This is a genomic window from Paenibacillus glycanilyticus, assembly GCF_030161375.1.
In the GTDB taxonomy this organism is placed as follows: domain Bacteria; phylum Bacillota; class Bacilli; order Paenibacillales; family Paenibacillaceae; genus Pristimantibacillus; species Pristimantibacillus glycanilyticus_B.
Genome location: NZ_BSSQ01000024.1, coordinates 98,210 through 116,799, shown reverse-complemented (window position 1 = coordinate 116,799; position 18,590 = coordinate 98,210). Strand labels below are relative to the sequence as shown.

Below are 18,590 nucleotides of genomic sequence, written 5' to 3'. Positions count from 1 at the left end.
GTTGAAATCTAGTGCAAGCCAGAGCATATATGCGAATCCGGCGCAGGTACAAGTGCCGGTGCGGAAAAAGCGCAAATTCAAAAACGTCATGAAACGTTACGGTTCGCTTTACGCGTTGTTTGTTCCTGTACTCGCGTATTATGTCATTTTCCATTATGCGCCGATGATCGGCGGTATTATTGCGTTCAAAGATTACAATTTCATGGACGGCATCTACGGCAGTCCGTGGGCGGGTTTGAAGCATTTTAATAGATTTATCGAGAACGGGGATTTCTGGGTCGTCTTTAACAATACGATCGTTCTGGCGTTCTACCGGACTTTATTTGGGTTTCCAGCTCCAATCCTATTCGCCGTGTTGATGTACGAGATGCGATTTGCCAAGTGGCGGCGTGTGTTCCAAACGATCTCCTATTTGCCGCATTTTGTGTCTTGGGTCGTCGTATACGGCTTGATGTACAACTTCTTCTCGGAGACGGGTCTCATAAACGCGCTGCTGAAGTCGGCGTTCGGCGATACGGTTCCGTTCCTTTCTTCGACCGAATATTTCCGTACGATGTTTGTTGGAAGCGCGCTCTGGAAGGAGATTGGGTGGAACGCGATTATTTTCCTGGCTGCATTAACCAAGGTCGATCCGCATCTATATGAAGCGTCTGCGATGGACGGGGCAAACCGCATGCAACGTTTGTGGCATATCACGCTTCCCGGTATTCGCAGCGTCATCAGTATCATGTTCATCATGAGCTTGGGCGGTTTGCTAAGCGTGAGCTTCGAACAAGTTCTCGTCATGATCAACCCTCAAGTATCGTCGGTTGCGGAAGTGCTGGATTACTATATCTATCGGGTTGGTCTGCTGAATATCAACAACTTCAGCTATGCGGCGGCCGTAGGCTTTTTCCGTTCGGTCATTGCGCTGCTGCTTGTTGTAATTGCAAACCGGTTGGCCAAGAAAATCGATGAGGAGGGCGGGATATGGTAGGACGTACCGGCAATCTCACCAAGCCCGGAAAGACAGACTACTTCATATGGGCGTTCTTGACGATCGTTGGCATTACGACATTGTATCCGTTTCTGAATGTATTGTTCGTTTCGTTTGCAAACATGAAAGATATCGTAGAGAACAACGGGATGCTTCTATATCCCAAGTCCATCCATCTCGACAGCTACCGTTATGTCATTCGATATTCGGGGTTGCTACACGCCTATGGGGTAACAATCTTCATTACGGTCGTCGGCACCTTGATCAACCTGATCATGACTTCGCTTGGCGCGTACGTCTTGTCAAACCGGGATTTACCCGGCCGGAACGGGATGATGATGATCGTGCTCATCGCAATGCTGTATAGCGGCGGACTTATCCCGTCCTATCTCGTCGTTCGATCGCTGCATCTGGTCGATACCGTATGGGCGTTGATTCTCCCTTCCGCCATTAATGCATGGCTCTTGATTCTTATGCGCAACTTCTTCCAAGGAGTTCCGACGGAATTAAGAGAATCGGCCCGAATAGATGGTTGCTCCGAGCTTGGGATCATGTTTCGAATTATGCTGCCGTTATCGCTGCCGATTATCGCCACGCTTGCCCTTTTTTACGGAGTAGGGCATTGGAACGAATATATCAACGTCATTATTTATATTAACAATCCGGATTTATCCACGTTACAGCTCATTTTGCGTAAAATGTACACGTTTTCCATCGACCAGCTAAGCGGTGATAGTCTACCTCCCCCGGTCGAGACGATTCGTGCCGCAACCATCATGATGTCAGCGTTGCCGATTGTGCTCGTCTATCCATTTCTACAGAAGTACTTTGTCCAAGGCTTGATGGTAGGTTCTGTTAAAGGATAAAAGACTAGGTGATAAACAAGACTTTGGCTTATAATGAAAAAAATAACACTCAGAGGGAGGGGAGCTCAGAACAATGATGAAAAAAAACGCGTTGTTCACCCTGTGCTTTACCATCGTCTGGGTTACCGGTTGCGCTAGCGGCAGTTCCTCATCGGCAGGGTCCATTCCGATCGATGAAGATTCCAAGCAAAATTCTACCGTGTCGCTCTCTATCATCCAGCCCGACCTCGGTCGGGTATGGAAGGACGACAATCCGGCTACCAAAGAGCTGGAAGAGCGTACGGGCGTCAAACTGAATGTCACGATGTACCCGAACAACGACTTCAATAGCAAATATAACGTGCTTGCCGCATCCGGGGACATCCCGGACATCAGCCGTCTGGGTTCCTTCGATTATCAGAATTATGCGGATCAAGGTCTCTTCCTGGACTTGTCGGAATACTTGGACCGCTACGCGCCGAATTTGAAAAAGAATATCCCGGCTGATTTATGGGAGCTTACCAAATATAAGGGAAAGCAATATGTCATCCCTTACGAAAATGTTGCGGGCAAAGAGGTACCTGTCATTCGAAAGGACTGGCTAGACAAGCTCAATCTGAGCATGCCGACGAACTTGGACGAATTCGAAGCCATTATGAAAGCGTTCACGTTTGATGACCCGGATGGCAATGGCCAAAGCGACACGTACGGGCTAGGCGTCGCGAACACTTATAGCGAGACGTTTATGCCGATCTTTGGCGCGTTTGGCATCGGGCCGGGTTTTATTGGCGGCAGCACTCCGATGGCTAGTTATGTCAAAGGGGAAAGGATCGTTCCCGTTGCGATATCGCCGGAGTATAAGGCGGCTATTGCCTATATTAAGAAACTATGGGACGAGAAGGTCATCGATCCCGAATTGTTCACAATGAAGTCCGATCAATCGTTAATGAAAGCGGCGCAGGGCAAGATTGGCTATTTCAACGCCTGGTGGTCAATTGCTCCGCAGCAGTTGATGCAGCAACTAAAAATGAACGAAATCGTTCCGGGTGCAAAATGGGCCCCAATTCTGCCTGCCCTAGCTGGTCCCGACGGCAAGAGCGGCATGTTTTCCTTCGGCAAGATCGGTGCAGGGATCGCGATATCCGCAAAATCCGGGCATCCGGAAGCTGCTGTTCGATTCTTGGATTACTTGTCTACGCAAGAAGGATGGGAACTGGCGAAATTCGGAATTAAAGGGACTCATTATACGTCCGCGACCGAGCCAAGAACGACGGAAGGTCAGCTAGCTTACGACGAGAAGTGGCTGGACCCGCTCAGCCAGATCGTATCCCGCATCGATCTGGTCCAGCAGATGGGAGCTGCCACGAAGGATCCGGTAGAGAGGGAGAACAACCGCTTTATCGATGCCGCTTCGAACTATACGTTGTATTCGGATATTTTCTACGGAATTCCGCTTACCGAAGAATATAAGACTTATGGCGCCGAAGTAGCGAAATACGAGGAAGAGATGTTCATTCAGTTTGTTACAGGCCGTGAGCCGCTGGATAACTGGGGCGACTACGTCGAGACGTGGAAGAAGAAAGGAGGCAAATCGGTATTTGACTCCAAGGTAGCGAAGTACAACGAACTTAAGGGTACCCGATTAATTGCAGGGATATAGGGGATCTGCGAATGATGAGACGCAACTATTCGGCTTAGCATGGGGAGGAGAATCATCTATGAATAGAAGAAGATGGCGCTTCATGCAGAGCAGCTTATATGAATACTTCTATTATTTCTTGGCATTATCTTTATTGGTTGCGTTTACATCAGGCGGTGCCCTGTACTACTCGTCCTCGAAGATTCTGTGGAAGGACGCGATCCAGTCGAACAGCAATACGCTACAGTTGCTGAAGAACGGCCAAGAGATCGTCCTATCCGAAGTCGATAAGGCGATGGAGGCCGTATTTCTGGATTCTACTTTTATGAACTATATGGAATACCAGAATAGCTCGGATATCTTAATGCAGCTGCGGATTCAGCAAAGATTAGACAGCGTCGTTCTGGCAACCGATTATATTCATTCGGTTTATATTTACTATACCGGACCCAAATTCGTTCTATCTTCCACATATGGCGCATTGCCGCTTGACCAGTTCAACGACCGCGCTTTTGCGGAATCTCTAGTCGGTCAATCCATCGATAAGTCGTTCGACCGTACCCGGGCATTGCCCGGAATCTCTTCGGTTCGGGACGAGACAGTCATTACCATCGTGAAGACATTGCCGATTATTCATAGCGGTACGCCTGCAGCTTACGTCGTCATGAACATTAAGAGTGATTATTTGATTAAAATCATGGACTCTCTCAACACGAATAAAGACGCTCAACTGGTCGTTACCGACCGGGATGGCCACATTCTATCGCAGAAAACCTCAGCAGACTCGCCGTCGATCGGCAATTTGCCGGGTGAATTCAATATCTCGTTATTGAAAGGCATCTCGGGCAGCATCTTTGCGACTGTACAAAATACGAAATCGCTTATCTGCTACGTGCAATCGGAATCAAGCGGTTGGAAATACATTTACACGATGCCAAAGTCGGCGATTACCAAGAGCCTGAACGTATGGAGCAAAGTTACGGTTATGATATGTACGCTTGCCATCTTGCTGAGTTTACTAGGATCGCTGCTGTTATCAAGGCGCATCTTTAATCCGCTTAACCGTCTATTGTATTTGCTCCGAGGGGCCTCGCGCGATGAGGTTCGATCCGTCGCGGACAACAGCAAGGAAATGGCGCAAATCGAGCATAACGTAAATCGGCTCATCGTTCACAACCAGGATTTGACGTTGCTGCTCAAAGATTACGAGAAGCAGAGCCGGAATAAATTTTTGTTGCGGCTTGCCGGCGGGGCCGAGACGGATTCGTCCCGAACGCAGGAACGCCTGGAATATTACGGAGTTGAACTTGATCCGGTTGGAAACTTTATTATCGTGATCGTCTCTCTGGACGACTTCACAAAATTCAGTCAGGAAGCACATGAATCTCAGCGCAACGAGCTGCTTGTAAAAGTAACCGAGCAGATTCAAACAGAGGCGTTTGTTGAGAGAACTTATTGGGGCTATCTGGTCGAAGCCGAGTCGAACGAGATGGTTCTCGTCCTCAACTCTCGCCATGCCGGTGATGAATTTGAATCCATTCGCGCCGAGCTGTATACGTGGCTGCGGGAACTTCACGAGAAGCTGCAGGCTGAATCTAAAATGACGGTTACGCTTGGCGTCAGCTCGGTCCATAGAGGATTAAACGAACTTGGCGAGTGTTATTCGGAAGCCGATTCCGCGGTTGGCCAAAAGCTGATTTATGGATATAACAACATTATTTTTTATGAAGAACGGCAAGCAGAGTCGGCCATCGCGTTGTATCCGCTCAAGATCGAGAAGCAACTGCTCACCTTTTTTAAGACGGGCAACCGTGAAGGCGTAACTCAAAGCCTGCTGGCCTTCGAAAGCCATATGGTGGAACATCATTCGAAGCAGCTTGAAGTTGTTAGACAATACTTCTTACAGCTATTCTCATCTTCCTTAAGGTGTATTTACGAGATTGATGCGAATCTCGGCTTTCAATCATCCATTCAGCAGCTCAGCTATACGGACCTGATCGAGCTGGAAACGATGCAAAGCATGGTGAAGTACATGCAGGTTCTGTACGATTTAATTCTTGACCAGCTGGATCAGAAGCGAAGCATGAAGAACAAAGAGTTAGTCACAAGCGTCACTGCGTACGTGGACGAGAATCTTGGCGCGGATTTGTCGATCGAGCGGCTCAGCGAACTATTTGCAATCAGTACCTCCCACTTGCGGAAAATTTATAAGGAAGAGACTGGCTTGACGCTTAAGGAAACGATAAGCGGCAAGCGGATTGAGAAAGCCAAGAAGTTGCTAAGCGAGCAGAACTTGAAAGTCCAAGACATTGCCTTGCAGGTCGGGTACTTAACGGTACAGTCGTTCGCCAAAGCGTTCAAGATGGAGACCGGCAAGACGCCGGGTGAGTATAGAGATCAAGCGCTTCGCGGGAACGGCATGGGAATATGGAAGATTTAAAATATCCTCCGAAGCGGGGAGGGAAGGGCTGACAAATTTCATGCAGCACGTAAAATTAGAGCAGATTCCTTCGCCAATTTTATTGAAAGGCGATGACCGGACCGCGTATCGGGATCCTGCGGTCCTCTTCGCCGACGGGTGTTTTCGGATGTTCTATACTTTAGTAGAGACGGAATCCGATGGTAAGGTGTACCTGTATACGGCAACGAGCGAAAGCCGGAACTTAATCGACTGGAGCGAGCCGCGCAAGCTGACGCCGAGGGATGCAGGTTTGAACTATTCTAGCCCCGGAAACGTTGTTCGGCAAGGAGATCGTTGGACGATGTGCTTGCAGACGTACCCGCGGCCTAACGGTGAGAAGTACGCGAACGAGTCGGCCCGTATCTTTGTCATGCATAGTTTGGACCTCGTTAACTGGACGAAACCGGAGCTGCTTAGACTGAAGGGGGACGATGTTTCCGTCGCGGAGATGGGACGGATGATCGACCCGTATCTCGTTGAGAGCAGGCAGGAGCCAGGCAAGTGGTGGTGCTTTTACAAACAGAACGGAGTCAGCATGTCGTACTCCTACGATTTGTTGGATTGGACCTACGCCGGACATGCGGATGCTGGAGAGAACGTATGCGTCATTCCCAGAGGGGATCAATATGTCATGCTGCATTCACCGAAGAACGGAATCGGCGTCATGCGTTCGAATGATCTTGTTCATTGGGTTCATGACGCTGGGCTGATTACACTCGGGCAACAGCAATGGGAATGGGCACGCGGTCGGATCACAGCCGGGTTCGTATGGGACGGCACTTCATTCGAAGGAATCGGCAAATACGTCATGTTTTATCATGGTACGGGACCGCAAGACGAAGAAATCATATTCGATACGCATGCTTGCATCGGGATCGCATGGAGCGAAGATTTGGTGCGGTGGCATTGGCCGACAGAAGGATCTTCCCCAATCTGACGGCTTACTAGGAGACGACTGCACTTACATCTCCTTATAATATTTAACGCGGTAGTAAGAGCTATATCCAAGTGAAAACAAATAGACGAAAATCAATAGCAATAAAACGGTTATATCTATACTCATTAAAGATAAGGCCGTAATTATTGGGATAAACATAAACGTCATCATGTCATATCCTTTTGCTTTTGCCCGATTGGTAATTGCCAGGTTACGTTCGTCCTTCTTCTCAATCTCTAGCTTCTTTGCCGCCGCGGGATTATGCTTCATGGCAAAGCCGGTCAAAATTTCTCCCATTCCGTGACCAAACATACCGCAACCAAGCCCAAAGCAGATAAAAGGCAAAGCTTGCAGCATGCCTTGGGGATCTTCAATGGTTTTGATGAAGTACAGACCGCCAGCTAGCAGGACTACGCTAGCCAACATAAGAAAATAAATCGATTTGTTCATACCTGTCCATCCTCCTCATAAATAAAAATTTCCTCGATACTCATACCGAAAAAACGAGCAATCTTGAACGCCAACAGGATGGATGGGTTATAACGTCCGTTTTCAAGCGAACCGATCGTTTGCCTGGATACCTCAAGAGCCGCTGCTAATTCTTCTTGTTTAATTCCGCGCTCTTTGCGTATTTCTTCTAAACGGTTGTTCAATACAGTCGCCCCCTCCCCATACGGAAAGTTAACTTTCCATGAAGCGAGTATATCGTTAAGTGCGATAAATGTAAAGCCTGCTTTCCATTTGAGGTTAAGGAGGCTTAGCAGAACCCCCCATTCCAATGGACTGGGGGGTTCTAAGCTTGCGTTTTGCGGTAACCGCTTGGCGTTTGACGGTAAGTTTGTTTGAAGACTCTCTCGAAATGGGGAACGGTATTAAATCCGGCTGCAAAGCATACCTCGGTAATCGTCAGTTCTGTGGAAGCAAGAAGAGATTTGGCAAATTGCAATCTTAATTGCTGTAAGTAAATTTGATAAGGAAGGCCTACTTGCTTGCTGAAGCATTCGCTGAAGTATGTAGCGGATAACCCCGCATAATCCGCCACCTTGGCAAGTGTGAGCGGCTCTCTGAAATGGTGATGCAGATAAACCAAGGTTCGGCGAAGCGACGGATGAAGGAGAGTGGGATCGGAAGAACTTGTTGATTCGGCCGGGGCAAATGATCTACAGGCCCTTGCCAAGTCTATTAATAGTCGTTCAAGTGATCCTTGAATAACAATGCGATGGCCAATGTCGGCCTGACGGCTTTCATCCCAGATGCGGCGGCAAAGCTCCTCTAATCGATCGGCTTCTTTATCCTCAAATTGATGCAAGTATGGTGAATTGGCAAAGATGAGCTCGATTATTTCGTCCCTGATGAAGGATTCAAGGAAAATTAAATCGTATAGCAGGATTGTCTCTCCGGGATCGGGTACAATCTCGTGGAAATCAGCAGGAGTGAGTAGAAACAGCATGCCTCGCTCCAATCTCTTAGATACGCCATTAAGCGTATGTACTCCACTTCCGGATAACACAAAGGCGATTTCGAAAAATTCATGCCAATGAGTTTCAATTTTGCTGGAAATTGAATGGTGGAATATGCGAAAAGGGGAGGAAACGTCTAAGTATTGTTCATTTAACAATCTTTCGGGAGTCCATTCGACAGTCATAAGTCGCCACCTGTTTTTGATAAAACTATATCGGATTTCATGTCGATTATAAAGATGATTTTTGAATAATCCGAAAATATGCATCATTTCTCCGAATGGATACGTAGCTGAGCAAAGCCGAAGTAATTATGATAGGGATATGAAAGAAATCATGTAAAGGAGCGAGTTAATGATGACTAATTTGTTGCTTACGAATGATGAAGTATCCTACTATCGGAACAATGGATACCTGCTGCACCAAAAACCTTTGTTTTCACCTGAAAAAATGCTGGAACTCTCTACAATATTCGAAGAGCAATGGGCAGCGGTAGGAAGAAAGCTGAACAGCGAGCTGGATACCCCGCATTTCCGCGATGAACGTTTGTTAAAGTTTCTGCTCAGCGATGAAGTGCTGGACCTGGTCGAACCGCTCATTGGCCCTAATATCGGGCTTTGGTCCAGCCATTTTATAGCCAAAGAGCCGCTTGTAGGCAAACAGACGCCGTGGCATGAGGATTCTGCTTATTGGAAAGGCAGACTAGACAGAATGGATAAGATTGTAACCGTTTGGTTAGCCATTGATCCGAGCAATAAGGAAAACGGCTGTATGAGAGTTATTCCGGGCACTCATACCAACGGCTTTTCTGAATACGAGTCCGTAAACGAAGACAACAATATTTTCGGCAGTCAGATTAAGAATATCAATGAATCGGAGGCTGTATATTTCGAACTGGAACCTGGAGAATGTTCTCTGCATGATTCGAGAATTATTCATGGAGCTGCGGCGAACACGAGTCCTTTCCGCAGATGCGGCTATACGATGCGATACTTCTCCACGGAGGCGAGAGTTATTCCGGAGAAGAATCCGGGCTTTAAGGTTTGGCTTGCACGCGGTGAGAATATAGCGGGAAGTCAATTTGTTAACGAATAAGCAGTAACGAAATAGCTGTCCTTAGGGTCAGCTATTTTTTTTGTTCAAATTTTACCGTACTTTTACCGTTTCTTTGGTATACTAACCTATTATTTCGAATTGTAGCGGCGGTGAATTAAAGGTGAATATTTTATTGGCGGAAGATGATAAGAAGCTGGGTAAACTTGTGAAGTATATGCTGGAGAGGAAAGGCGGTTATCACGTTGATTGGGTAGAGAACGGCGAGGATGCGCTCTCTTATGCCTGCGGATCGGCTTATGATGTGCTTATATTGGATTGGATGATGCCGCTAATGGACGGTGTTGATGTGTGTAAAAGCTTAAGGAGCAGCAATTATGGACAAGCCATTGTACTATTGACGGCTAAGGATTCGCTGCAGGATAAGATCTATGGTCTTGATGCAGGAGCCGACGACTATCTGACGAAGCCATTTGAAATGGATGAACTGCTTGCCCGTCTACGCGTGCTGGCACGGCGGAACTTTGCTCCTAGGCAGCTCGATGTTGTTCGGTTCGGGTCTTTCGCGCTGAATCGAACCTCGCGCCAATTATCGCGAGATAACGCGGAAATTCAACTTAGTCCGAGGGAGTATCAGCTGCTTGATTTCTTCCTGCAGAATAGCGGCAACGTACTTACGAGAGAGGCTATTCTTAATCGCATATGGGGACTTGGCAGCGATGTTTCGTACAAGAATGTTGATGTGACCGTGAAGATGCTCCGGGACAAGCTGGATGATTCCGCGGGTGAAACGATCATTCAGAGCATCAGGGGGGTAGGCTACCGGTTTGAAATGGACGCTTAAACAGGGGAAGAAGCGGGATATCTTTCAATACACGCAAAATAAGCTGACGTTTACTTACACGTGGCTTATCGTTTTGTTTCTGGTGTTATTCTCGATCATCGTATCGCTGTTCTTCATCTTTATGACGTACCGGGAAGAGAGCAATTCGCTTCGCACAACCTTGTCCGCTACTGATGAGGGCCGAGTAGTTGTTCCGGATTTGGAGAACAATCGCAGCGATGATTTGACCTTTTTTTATGTACTGGATAATCGCGGTCAAGTTCTTGCAGAGAGCGATTCCCTTCCGCAGCTTCGCGAGCACAATATCGCTGTGATTCAAAAATGGCGGCCGGAAGAAGAGAAGTTCCGTTTACGCTGGCAGCCCGAATGGCAAGAGCGTTTTGGGAATTTTATTATGAAGACAGATAGCCGCCTGCTGTTTGTAGGCGCTCATCCCATTCTGACGGCGAGTGGGCCGGCAACGATCTATGCTGCGAAGGATGTAACGTTTTATTGGGATATCCTCCGCAATTTGTTCATTGTATTTGTCATTATTCTTATTATTTTCATTGTTGCAGCGGTCAAGCTAAGTTCTTCGATGTCCAAAAAAGCGATGATTCCCATTCAACTTGTCTTTAAGCAGCAACAGCAATTTCTGGCGGATGCCTCGCATGAATTAAGAACGCCGCTTAGCATTATGAATACTTCCCTTGATGTCATTGAGCTGGAGAATGGCGATAACATCACGCCTTACTCGAAGGAAGTCGTTTCGGATATGAAGGAAGAGATTGGCCGGATGAGCCGCATGGTGCAGCATCTGCTCATGCTTGCAAGGTCCGACGCGGGTTCAGTCGAGTTCGAGATGATCGATTTCGACATTGCGGCGAAGATCCGTCAGTGGGTGCTAGCTTTTGAAGGCGTTGCTCAGAAGAAAGCGATAACGCTACGGATGATGATGCCGGATACGCTAACGGTAAAGGGCGATCCGGAGCGGTTGAAACAACTGGTTTATATTTTGTTGGATAACGCGATCAAGTACACGCCGGAGGGAGGCAAGGTTGACGTTGGCCTTGATCCTAACCCGAGGCAGTGGCGGATCATTGTGCGGGACAGCGGCATTGGCATTGCCGAAGCGGATCAGCCACGCATCTTCGATCGGTTCTACCGGGTCGAGAAACATCGTTCTCGCGAGGAAGGCAGCGCGGGACTTGGGCTGGCGATTGCGAAACAGATCGTAATCGCCCACCGCGGCTCGGTTGTCCTGGAGAGTACACCTGGAAAAGGAAGTACATTTTCAGTAGAGTTTCCTGTATAGCACGCCGGACAAACCCTTTCGCTTCAGTAAATGAATAGAAAGGGTATTTTTCTGTCCTTTACCGTACTTTTACCAACGCGCGATATAGTTGCTACTGTAGAGACATGAATATTGTTGTGAAAGGATGATTAATAAGTGAGACGTTTTAAACCTTGGGTGAAAAAAGCGGTGTTAGTAACTGTCATCATCGTAGCTGTCGGAGCAGGATTAAGTATTGTAGCGGGTACGCACGGACGTGATGTAGGGAACATCGTAAGAGTTAGTCAGGAGTTTCATGGCAGTCCTGTAGGCAGCATAAAGGGTGAAATGAGAGGCGGCGAGTCCGCAGCCGTACCGGCTCCGCGCGGAGGGGAAGGAACGATGCCGGCGCAAGTGCTCCAGCTTCGTGAGGGCGGCATACATATCGAACCAAGATTAGATCAGGGTGTTGGAACCGGCGTAGTGCTAGTAGGCGGAACGATTCTAATCGTTGGGTTGCTATTGCTATTCATGAGAAAGAGAGGTAGACAGTCGAGAATAGCAGAGGGGTCAAGCGTGTTAGCAGGCATTCCTTCGGCATCGGACTTTCTGGACCAATGGGAAATTCAGCAAAACCAAACGAAGGAGTCGAAGTGAGATGGGGATCTTCAAACGTGTTAAAGACGTGTTTTTAGCCGAAACGAACGAATTGATCGATAAGTGCGAGAAGCCGCTGCACATGGTCAATCAATATATGCGGGAATTTAGCGCCGAGTTGGAAAAAGGGCAGAAGGCGCTTGCGCACCAGTTGTTTATTGAGAAGCGACAAGCGTTGCTGATTGCCAATGCCGAGGCAGCGGTAGAGAAGCGGGATCGCCAATCGAGACTTGCGGTGGCTGAGGGCGAGGATCAGATTGCGAAGCTGGCTCTGCAGGAGAAACTTCTGGAGGAGAAGAAGCTTGCCGTCTACCTCAAGCAGTACGCAACAATCCGGGAGCAAACGAACATGCTGGAAGAACGTATCGCCCAGCTACAGGCGCAATCAGAGGAGTACAATCATCGCCGTTTACTACTTGAGTCCCGGGTTAATGTGGCAAGCTCGTTGAAGCAGCTGAACCAGAGCGTTATATCGTTTCAAACTAGCGGCATGATCAAAGGATTCGCTCGCGCGGAGGAGAGGGTGCTGATGGTCGAGTCGGAGCTGGAAGCCATGAATCATTTCAACGCGTTGGCTAAACGGTCCGCTCCGCAGTACTTTGATCCGGCGCTCACGGCGGAGATCGAAGCATCACTGGCGCTATTGAAGCAGCCCGTATCAGATGCGGTTGAAACAACGGAAGATGTAATAGCAAAAGATTAATCGGTGATAAAGGTGAGTTAACAAGATTGTGCCCCAATGTCATGAAATGACGATGGGGCATTTTCTAATTAATCATGCAATTATCAGTGACGAATCATTGTAGATGGAGTCATACCGCAGTAAAATATTGGATAAGCATAAAAGAGAAGCTTATGTAAGTAAGGGAGAGTGACGGAAGTGGATCCGTCGTTACTTGTCGCACTAAGTATTTCATTTGTTCTAGTGACGTTGTTTACTCCAGTCTTGATCTGGGGGCTCCGCACACTGAATTTGCTTCAGCCTATACGGGTTGAGCTGCCGGCGGATCATCAGGCCAAACGCGGAACGCCGTTAATGGCGGGACTCATTTTGCTTACCGGCGTATTTACATCTATCTATTTTCACCCGAAGCCGCTTGTGCTTTTTCTAGGAGCAACGTTTATTTTATTCAGCCTGGTAGGATTTATGGATGATATGAAGAAGGCGGCTTTTCAAGATCCTTCGGGTATTTCCGGGAAAACAAAGCTAGTATTCCAGTTCGCGTTTACGATTCTTCTGCTATATGTTCTGTTGACGGAGTTTCATTTGAGTTCTGATATTCAGTTGTTTTATAACTACGCGATTCACTTGCCGGTATGGGTTTATCTGATACTTATGATGCTGTTTATCGTAGGCTCCGCGAACGCGATCAACTTCACAGACGGGCTTGACGGACTGCTGATTAATGTCGCTATCCCAACCTATTTTTTCTTCTTTATGATTTCGGACAAGACAGAAGTGAAGACGTTCTCGTTAGTTATGATCGGGTGTTTGCTCGGGTTGTTCCTGTACAATATTTATCCGGCTAAAGCTTTTATGGGCGATACGGGTTCGCTTGCGATTGGCGGGTCGCTAACTTTTCTGGCGGTTATTGAAAAGGTCGAAATTCTTATTCCAATATTATTCTCCGTCTACTTGGCTGAACAATTATCGGTCATATTGCAGGTCTGGTTTTTCAAACGAACGAGAAAAAGGTTGTTCCGGATGGCGCCGATTCACTATCATTTCAGTTTGAAATATGGCTGGAGCGAGAATAAGATTGTCGTTATTTTCGGATTTGTATCTTGGATCTCCGCTTTGCTCTGCTGGGTATTATGGAAGTATATGCGATAAGCACTAACTCTTTCGAGGGTTAGTGCTTTTTTGTTGCCCGCACGGGAAAAGTAAATCCGTATAGCTTAGACCTATATGATGTATAGAAAACTGAGAATTGTTCGATCTATAGCAGATTACCAATCTTCCCTGAAATTTAAGCCGTATTCCCTGACCAGAAGCCAATTGACCGCACCACGATGAATGCTTGGGAAGATAAACGAGTGGTGGATAAGGTGAACAGCTACGGCAAGAAGAAGCTTGTTATTTCCGGTCTATGGACAGAGGTTTGCGATTTATCAGCTGTGTTGTCCGCGATCGATCAAGGGTATGAAGTCTACATTGTAACGGATACTTCAGGCGGTGTCTCCGATGAAGCACATGACATGGCGATTCAACGCATGATCCAAGCCGGTGCTGCACCAATTACTTGGGAACAATATCTGCTAGAGCTGCAACGTGACTGGGCGCGTTCCGAAACGTACAAAGCGACAACTGATATTGCTAAAGAACATGGCGGCGCGTATGGTCTAGGCATTACGTACTCGCAAGAAATGTTCGGCGCAAGCGAAGGACATTAATTCAATAGGAAGAGTAAATTCGCGAAGCCAAATTGGCTTCGTGAATTTTTTTAGTACATGCCCCCTAAAATCCAGTAACCTTAACCTGAAATGCAGCGGATATCTTCCTATACGGCATCCTACCTATAATAAGCATATAGACCGGCATAGTATGACAGGGTGGTGAAGGAAAACGGTTATATACCGAAACTTGAAGGAAGAGTAAGTACTACGAGACAACAAGACAGCAGGAGGAATCGTAATGAAAGCGATGATGTACGGCAGTAGCGGAATCACCAACGGCTGTAAAGATGGTAGACAAAAAATATTGAAGTCGTGTTGCAATACAGGGGGTTAAGGGGGATACGCGGTGGAATTGCGCCAGCTTGAATATTTTATCCAAATTTGCAAATCAGGCAGTTTTACGAAAGCGAAAGACGAATTAGGCGTGACGCAGCCTACTCTAAGCCAGCAGATTCGGGTTTTGGAAGACGAATACAATATTCCGTTGTTCGATCGGGTAAGCAGAGGAATTGAAGTGACGGAAGCAGGGAGAATCCTCTTAAATAAAGGCAATGCCATTATGAATCTTCTTGAAGAAGCGCGCAATGAAATCGTAGGACGAAACCATAAAGCTAGAGAAACCATTTCGATTGGATGTTGCCCCGCGGAACTTGAATATCTTGCTCCTTTCTTTATGAAATTTCATCAAAAGCACCCGAGTATTTTGTTGAAAATAATGGACGTTGAAGATGTCGAGAATAAAGTTTTGGAGCGAACGTTGGACATTGGAATTACGGCCTATCCGCTTGCTGTTCCTTCGCTCATCTCTACTCATTTATATAAACAAGAATTAGTTTTGCTCGTACATTCCGAGCATCCTTTGGCTAATCAATCTTCGATCCCGTTCCAATCATTGAAGCAAATTCAATCGGTCATGTTCCGGGAACAAAATAAATCATTAATCGATAGGTATAGTTCATTTTGTGGATTTACCTTGAAGTCGATAATAGAAACGTCCTCCATTTCCGTATTGATGAATTGGGCCAGGCAGGGTCTTGGCGCTGCGCTTATACCAACTTCCTTGCATGAGAGTATGAAGGATGACTCATTGCGGATGGTCAAATTGGACGGCCATATTCCATCTTGGGATATTTCACTTATTTATCTTCAATCCGCTCGGAGAAAGTCCGCTGCCAACAAATTCATTCTCGAGATGGAGTCTTATGTCAGAGAGGCTGAGGTGAGCCAGGCATGTTCAGGCAATTAGAATGTTTTATTCAAATTTGTAGAGAAGGCAGTTTTACCAAGGCAGCGGAAGTGTTATTGATCTCTCAGCCTACCCTAAGCCAACAGATTCGATTTCTAGAGACGGAGGTTGGGAGTCCTCTGTTTGAGAGATTTGGCAGAGGGGTGAAGATTACGGCAGACGGGGAAATTCTTTACGAAAAGGCACTTTCCGTTATGAGGCTCATTGAGGAATCTAAAAAAGAAACTTACGAGTTAAAGCATACTCGGGTACAAAAGCTAGCAATTGGTATTTCTCCTTCGGACTTTTTTTATTTAATTCCCCGGTTTATGAAATTCCATGAACAATATCCGGATATCGCATTAAACTTCGTTCCCGCAGAGAATATATCGCAGCAATTATTGAGCAGCAGCATTGATATCGGGATTACCGACAAATATGTTGCGGGCAAAGAAATACATATGATGCATCTATATAAAGAAGAGCAGGCGTTAGTCGTATATGCGGATCATCCTTGGGCTGACCGAACTATAGTTTCTTTGCAAGAACTAGAAGATTTAGAGTGTTTCTTATTTGTTGGTGATAGTAGCTTGTCCAAGCAACTGCAAATATTTAGTGCTAACAAATTTAGGCATTCAAAGTTTGAGTCCACTTCCCCGGAAATCATTCTTTCCATGGTAATGCAAAAGATGGGTGCAGCTATTTTGCCAATTTCATTAGTTGAACGTTTTTCTGGCCAGCAACTGAAATGGATTCGTCTTGTAGGTCCGGTACCGCTCCGAGAACTTAAGATTATTATGAAGAAACATCCCGACAATCATTTTACGGCTCAGAAATGTATCGATTACTTGCTGGCAAGTGGCGGCGGGGACTAGATTAGAACATCATATTTATAATAGCGAGCCAAGTTCAAGGAGTATTCCTTGTTGTGCTCGCTGGTTGGCGTTGAAGATAAACGATGCCAATATGCAACCAGCCATAATGTAAGCTCTTTCCTTTGATTGCAATAGGCTTTATACTAATAATTTTGAGGCTTTTGAACAAATGAATCTTGTTCATAAAGCAATAATCCAATATTTGTATAATATGCTCATTTTGCACAGACAAAGGGGAATAATCAATGGATAAAAGTCGTAAATCGCTTATATTGTTATTAGCTTTGAGTATGTGTTGGATGTTAGTAGCTTGTTCTTCGAATGTCAGTCAATCTAGCAATGCTACTGCTAAGGATCATACGAACTCCAATCTAATAGCGGCGGACGGTTCATCAACAAAACCTTTTCCGGATGTGCCTGCCTGGAAGCTTGACACGACACCTATTACGTTTGACTGGTATATCAACTTCGACTGGTTCACCGGCAAATGGGGAGGGAATGTCGTCTCCGATTACATAACAAAAAAGACAGGCGTAAGCTTGAACTTTATCGTGCCCGCTGGCGACGCGAGCGAAAAACTGAATACGATGATGGCAGCAAGGTCGCTACCTGACTTCATTACGCTAGGCTCATACGAGGATTCCGTGATGAAAATGATAAATGGCGATATGGTACTCCCATTAAACGAGCTTGCAGATCAATATGATCCTTATTTCTTTAAAGTCGCTGACCCCGCGAAGCTTAGCTGGTATACACAACCTAACGGTAACGTATATAGTTACCCGAATGCCTCTTCGTCCCCTTCGGATTTTGACAAATATGGTCAGCTTTTTACGTCCAATCAGACCTTTGTTGTTAGGAAGGATATGTATGAAGCACTTGGGAAACCGGATATGAGTACACCGGAAGGATTTCTAAGCGCGCTCAAAGCGGCGAAGAAGAAGTTTCCGGAAGTAGACGGCCAGCCTCTTATTCCGATTGGCCTGCATGAATTTACGGAAACCGGCAATTATTCGCTGGATGAGTATCTTCAGAATTTCCTGGCTATACCCCAGCAGAAGAACGGCAAACTGTATGACCGTCGAACCGACCCCGTCTATTTGAAGTGGCTGAAGGTATTTCGTCAAGCGAATGAAGACGGTCTAATGCCTACCGATGTCTATATTGATGAGAAGCGATTGGAGAAGGATGAGAAAATATCGCAAGGCAGGTATTTTGCCATGTTGTATCAATGGTCCGACTTTACGGAAATCAACCAAGCGTTGTATCAAAAAGATCCCAATAAAGTCTATATTGCCATTGATGGCCCGGCAAATGATGAGCATGATAAGCCAACCCTTGCAGGAAATGGAATCTCCGGTTGGACGGTAACGCTAATCTCGAAAAACGTCAAGGATAAGAAGCGGGCTATTGCTTTTCTCAGCTATTTGTTAAGCGAAGAGGGAAACAAAGATTTATTCCTGGGAGAAAAAGGCGTCACTTACGATAACATTAACGGCAAAGACCAATTCCTGCCTGATGTCATGAAACTGCTCAACACGAACCGAGAAGCGTTCGATCGCCAATATGGCGGTTCTTATTTGTACTGGATGCTCATGGATACAAACAAAAATCTAGCATGGATGACGGGAATGGATGCGGAGCCCGGCAAACAAATCGGAGATTGGACGAAGGGCAAGACGGTCAGCATGAGTGAGTTCGAGAATCTGGACCCGGACCCTACGACAAAAGAAGGGATAGCGGAAGGCCAAAACACGCGGCTGTGGGCCGAGACGTTGCCGAAGCTGCTCATGTCGAAGTCAGACGAAGAATTTGATAAATTGTTTGCTGATTTCATGAATACCATTACCAAGGAACCCGAATATGAATCTATCGTTGCTAGCCGCCAAGCGGCCTATGAGCGTAATGTGAAGAAGCTTAAATCGTCGCTCAATCATTAGCCAAGTAGTAGAGGAATCAGCAGGATGTG

General features: G+C 46.5%; 17 protein-coding genes and 1 pseudogene. 15 read left to right on the top strand and 3 right to left on the bottom strand.

Annotated features, from left to right (window positions below):
• The first annotated feature begins 1 nt into the window (after position 1).
• From QQK89_RS26770 to QQK89_RS26750, 5 genes are all read left to right on the top strand, one after another.
• Positions 2-976 (top strand): ABC transporter permease, encoded by a 975-nt coding sequence (locus tag QQK89_RS26770; protein WP_284241830.1) that lies wholly within the window; start codon positions 2-4, stop codon positions 974-976.
• Positions 970-1,842, top strand: coding sequence for a carbohydrate ABC transporter permease (locus QQK89_RS26765; RefSeq protein ID WP_284241829.1), 873 nt, complete (start codon positions 970-972; stop codon positions 1,840-1,842). Before QQK89_RS26770 ends, QQK89_RS26765 begins: the two co-directional genes overlap by 7 nt.
• Before the next feature lie 73 nt (positions 1,843-1,915).
• A complete protein-coding gene (locus QQK89_RS26760) occupies positions 1,916-3,481 on the top strand; it encodes an extracellular solute-binding protein (RefSeq protein WP_284241828.1) in 1,566 nt (521 codons plus the stop codon).
• 58 nt (positions 3,482-3,539) lie between these two features.
• Entirely contained in the window at positions 3,540-5,900 is a 2,361-nt protein-coding gene (locus tag QQK89_RS26755; RefSeq protein WP_284241827.1) for a helix-turn-helix domain-containing protein, read from the top strand.
• 40 nt (positions 5,901-5,940) lie between these two features.
• A complete protein-coding gene (locus QQK89_RS26750) occupies positions 5,941-6,858 on the top strand; it encodes a hypothetical protein (protein WP_284241826.1) in 918 nt (305 codons plus the stop codon).
• Positions 6,859-6,882: 24 nt separating this feature from the next.
• Here the strand turns inward: QQK89_RS26750 and QQK89_RS26745 are convergent, their stop codons facing one another.
• From QQK89_RS26745 to QQK89_RS26735, 3 genes are all read right to left on the bottom strand, one after another.
• Positions 6,883-7,308 (bottom strand): DUF6442 family protein, encoded by a 426-nt coding sequence (locus QQK89_RS26745; RefSeq protein WP_284241825.1) that lies wholly within the window; start codon positions 7,306-7,308, stop codon positions 6,883-6,885.
• Positions 7,305-7,511: a helix-turn-helix transcriptional regulator gene (locus tag QQK89_RS26740; protein ID WP_284241823.1), complete on the bottom strand. Its 207-nt coding sequence runs from the start codon at positions 7,509-7,511 to the stop codon at positions 7,305-7,307. Before QQK89_RS26740 ends, QQK89_RS26745 begins: the two co-directional genes overlap by 4 nt.
• 140 nt (positions 7,512-7,651) lie before the next feature.
• A complete protein-coding gene (locus QQK89_RS26735; RefSeq protein ID WP_284241822.1) occupies positions 7,652-8,503 on the bottom strand; it encodes a helix-turn-helix transcriptional regulator in 852 nt (283 codons plus the stop codon).
• 169 nt (positions 8,504-8,672) lie between these two features.
• Here QQK89_RS26735 and QQK89_RS26730 point away from each other — a divergent pair, with 169 nt between their 5' ends.
• The 10 genes and pseudogenes from QQK89_RS26730 (at position 8,673) to QQK89_RS26685 (ending at position 18,561) form a co-directional block, all read left to right on the top strand.
• Positions 8,673-9,413 carry a phytanoyl-CoA dioxygenase family protein gene (locus QQK89_RS26730; protein WP_284241821.1) on the top strand — a complete coding sequence of 247 codons (741 nt, stop codon included), beginning with the start codon at positions 8,673-8,675 and terminating at the stop codon, positions 9,411-9,413.
• Positions 9,414-9,534: 121 nt separating this feature from the next.
• The gene (locus QQK89_RS26725) at positions 9,535-10,215 is read left to right on the top strand and encodes a response regulator transcription factor (protein WP_284241820.1); all 681 of its coding nucleotides are present in this window, start codon (positions 9,535-9,537) and stop codon (positions 10,213-10,215) included.
• Positions 10,199-11,509 (top strand): sensor histidine kinase, encoded by a 1,311-nt coding sequence (locus QQK89_RS26720; RefSeq protein ID WP_284241818.1) that lies wholly within the window; start codon positions 10,199-10,201, stop codon positions 11,507-11,509. The genes QQK89_RS26725 and QQK89_RS26720 overlap by 17 nt, the downstream gene beginning before the upstream one ends.
• Positions 11,510-11,644: 135 nt before the next feature.
• A complete protein-coding gene (locus QQK89_RS26715; protein ID WP_284241817.1) occupies positions 11,645-12,124 on the top strand; it encodes a hypothetical protein in 480 nt (159 codons plus the stop codon).
• Position 12,125: 1 nt separating this feature from the next.
• On the top strand, positions 12,126-12,827 hold the full coding sequence (locus QQK89_RS26710; protein ID WP_284241816.1) for a PspA/IM30 family protein: 702 nt from the start codon (positions 12,126-12,128) through the stop codon (positions 12,825-12,827).
• A gap of 177 nt (positions 12,828-13,004) precedes the next feature.
• A complete protein-coding gene (gene mraY, locus QQK89_RS26705) occupies positions 13,005-13,958 on the top strand; it encodes a phospho-N-acetylmuramoyl-pentapeptide-transferase (RefSeq protein ID WP_284241814.1) in 954 nt (317 codons plus the stop codon).
• A 161-nt stretch (positions 13,959-14,119) separates the two neighbouring features.
• Positions 14,120-14,518 (top strand): annotated as a pseudogene (locus QQK89_RS26700) (isochorismatase family protein); the annotation flags it as partial.
• 349 nt (positions 14,519-14,867) lie between these two features.
• Positions 14,868-15,767 (top strand): LysR family transcriptional regulator, encoded by a 900-nt coding sequence (locus QQK89_RS26695; RefSeq protein WP_284241813.1) that lies wholly within the window; start codon positions 14,868-14,870, stop codon positions 15,765-15,767.
• Positions 15,752-16,621 (top strand): LysR family transcriptional regulator, encoded by an 870-nt coding sequence (locus QQK89_RS26690; protein WP_284241812.1) that lies wholly within the window; start codon positions 15,752-15,754, stop codon positions 16,619-16,621. Before QQK89_RS26695 ends, QQK89_RS26690 begins: the two co-directional genes overlap by 16 nt.
• A 245-nt stretch (positions 16,622-16,866) precedes the next feature.
• Positions 16,867-18,561: an extracellular solute-binding protein gene (locus QQK89_RS26685; RefSeq protein WP_284241810.1), complete on the top strand. Its 1,695-nt coding sequence runs from the start codon at positions 16,867-16,869 to the stop codon at positions 18,559-18,561.
• Positions 18,562-18,590 lie beyond the last annotated feature (29 nt).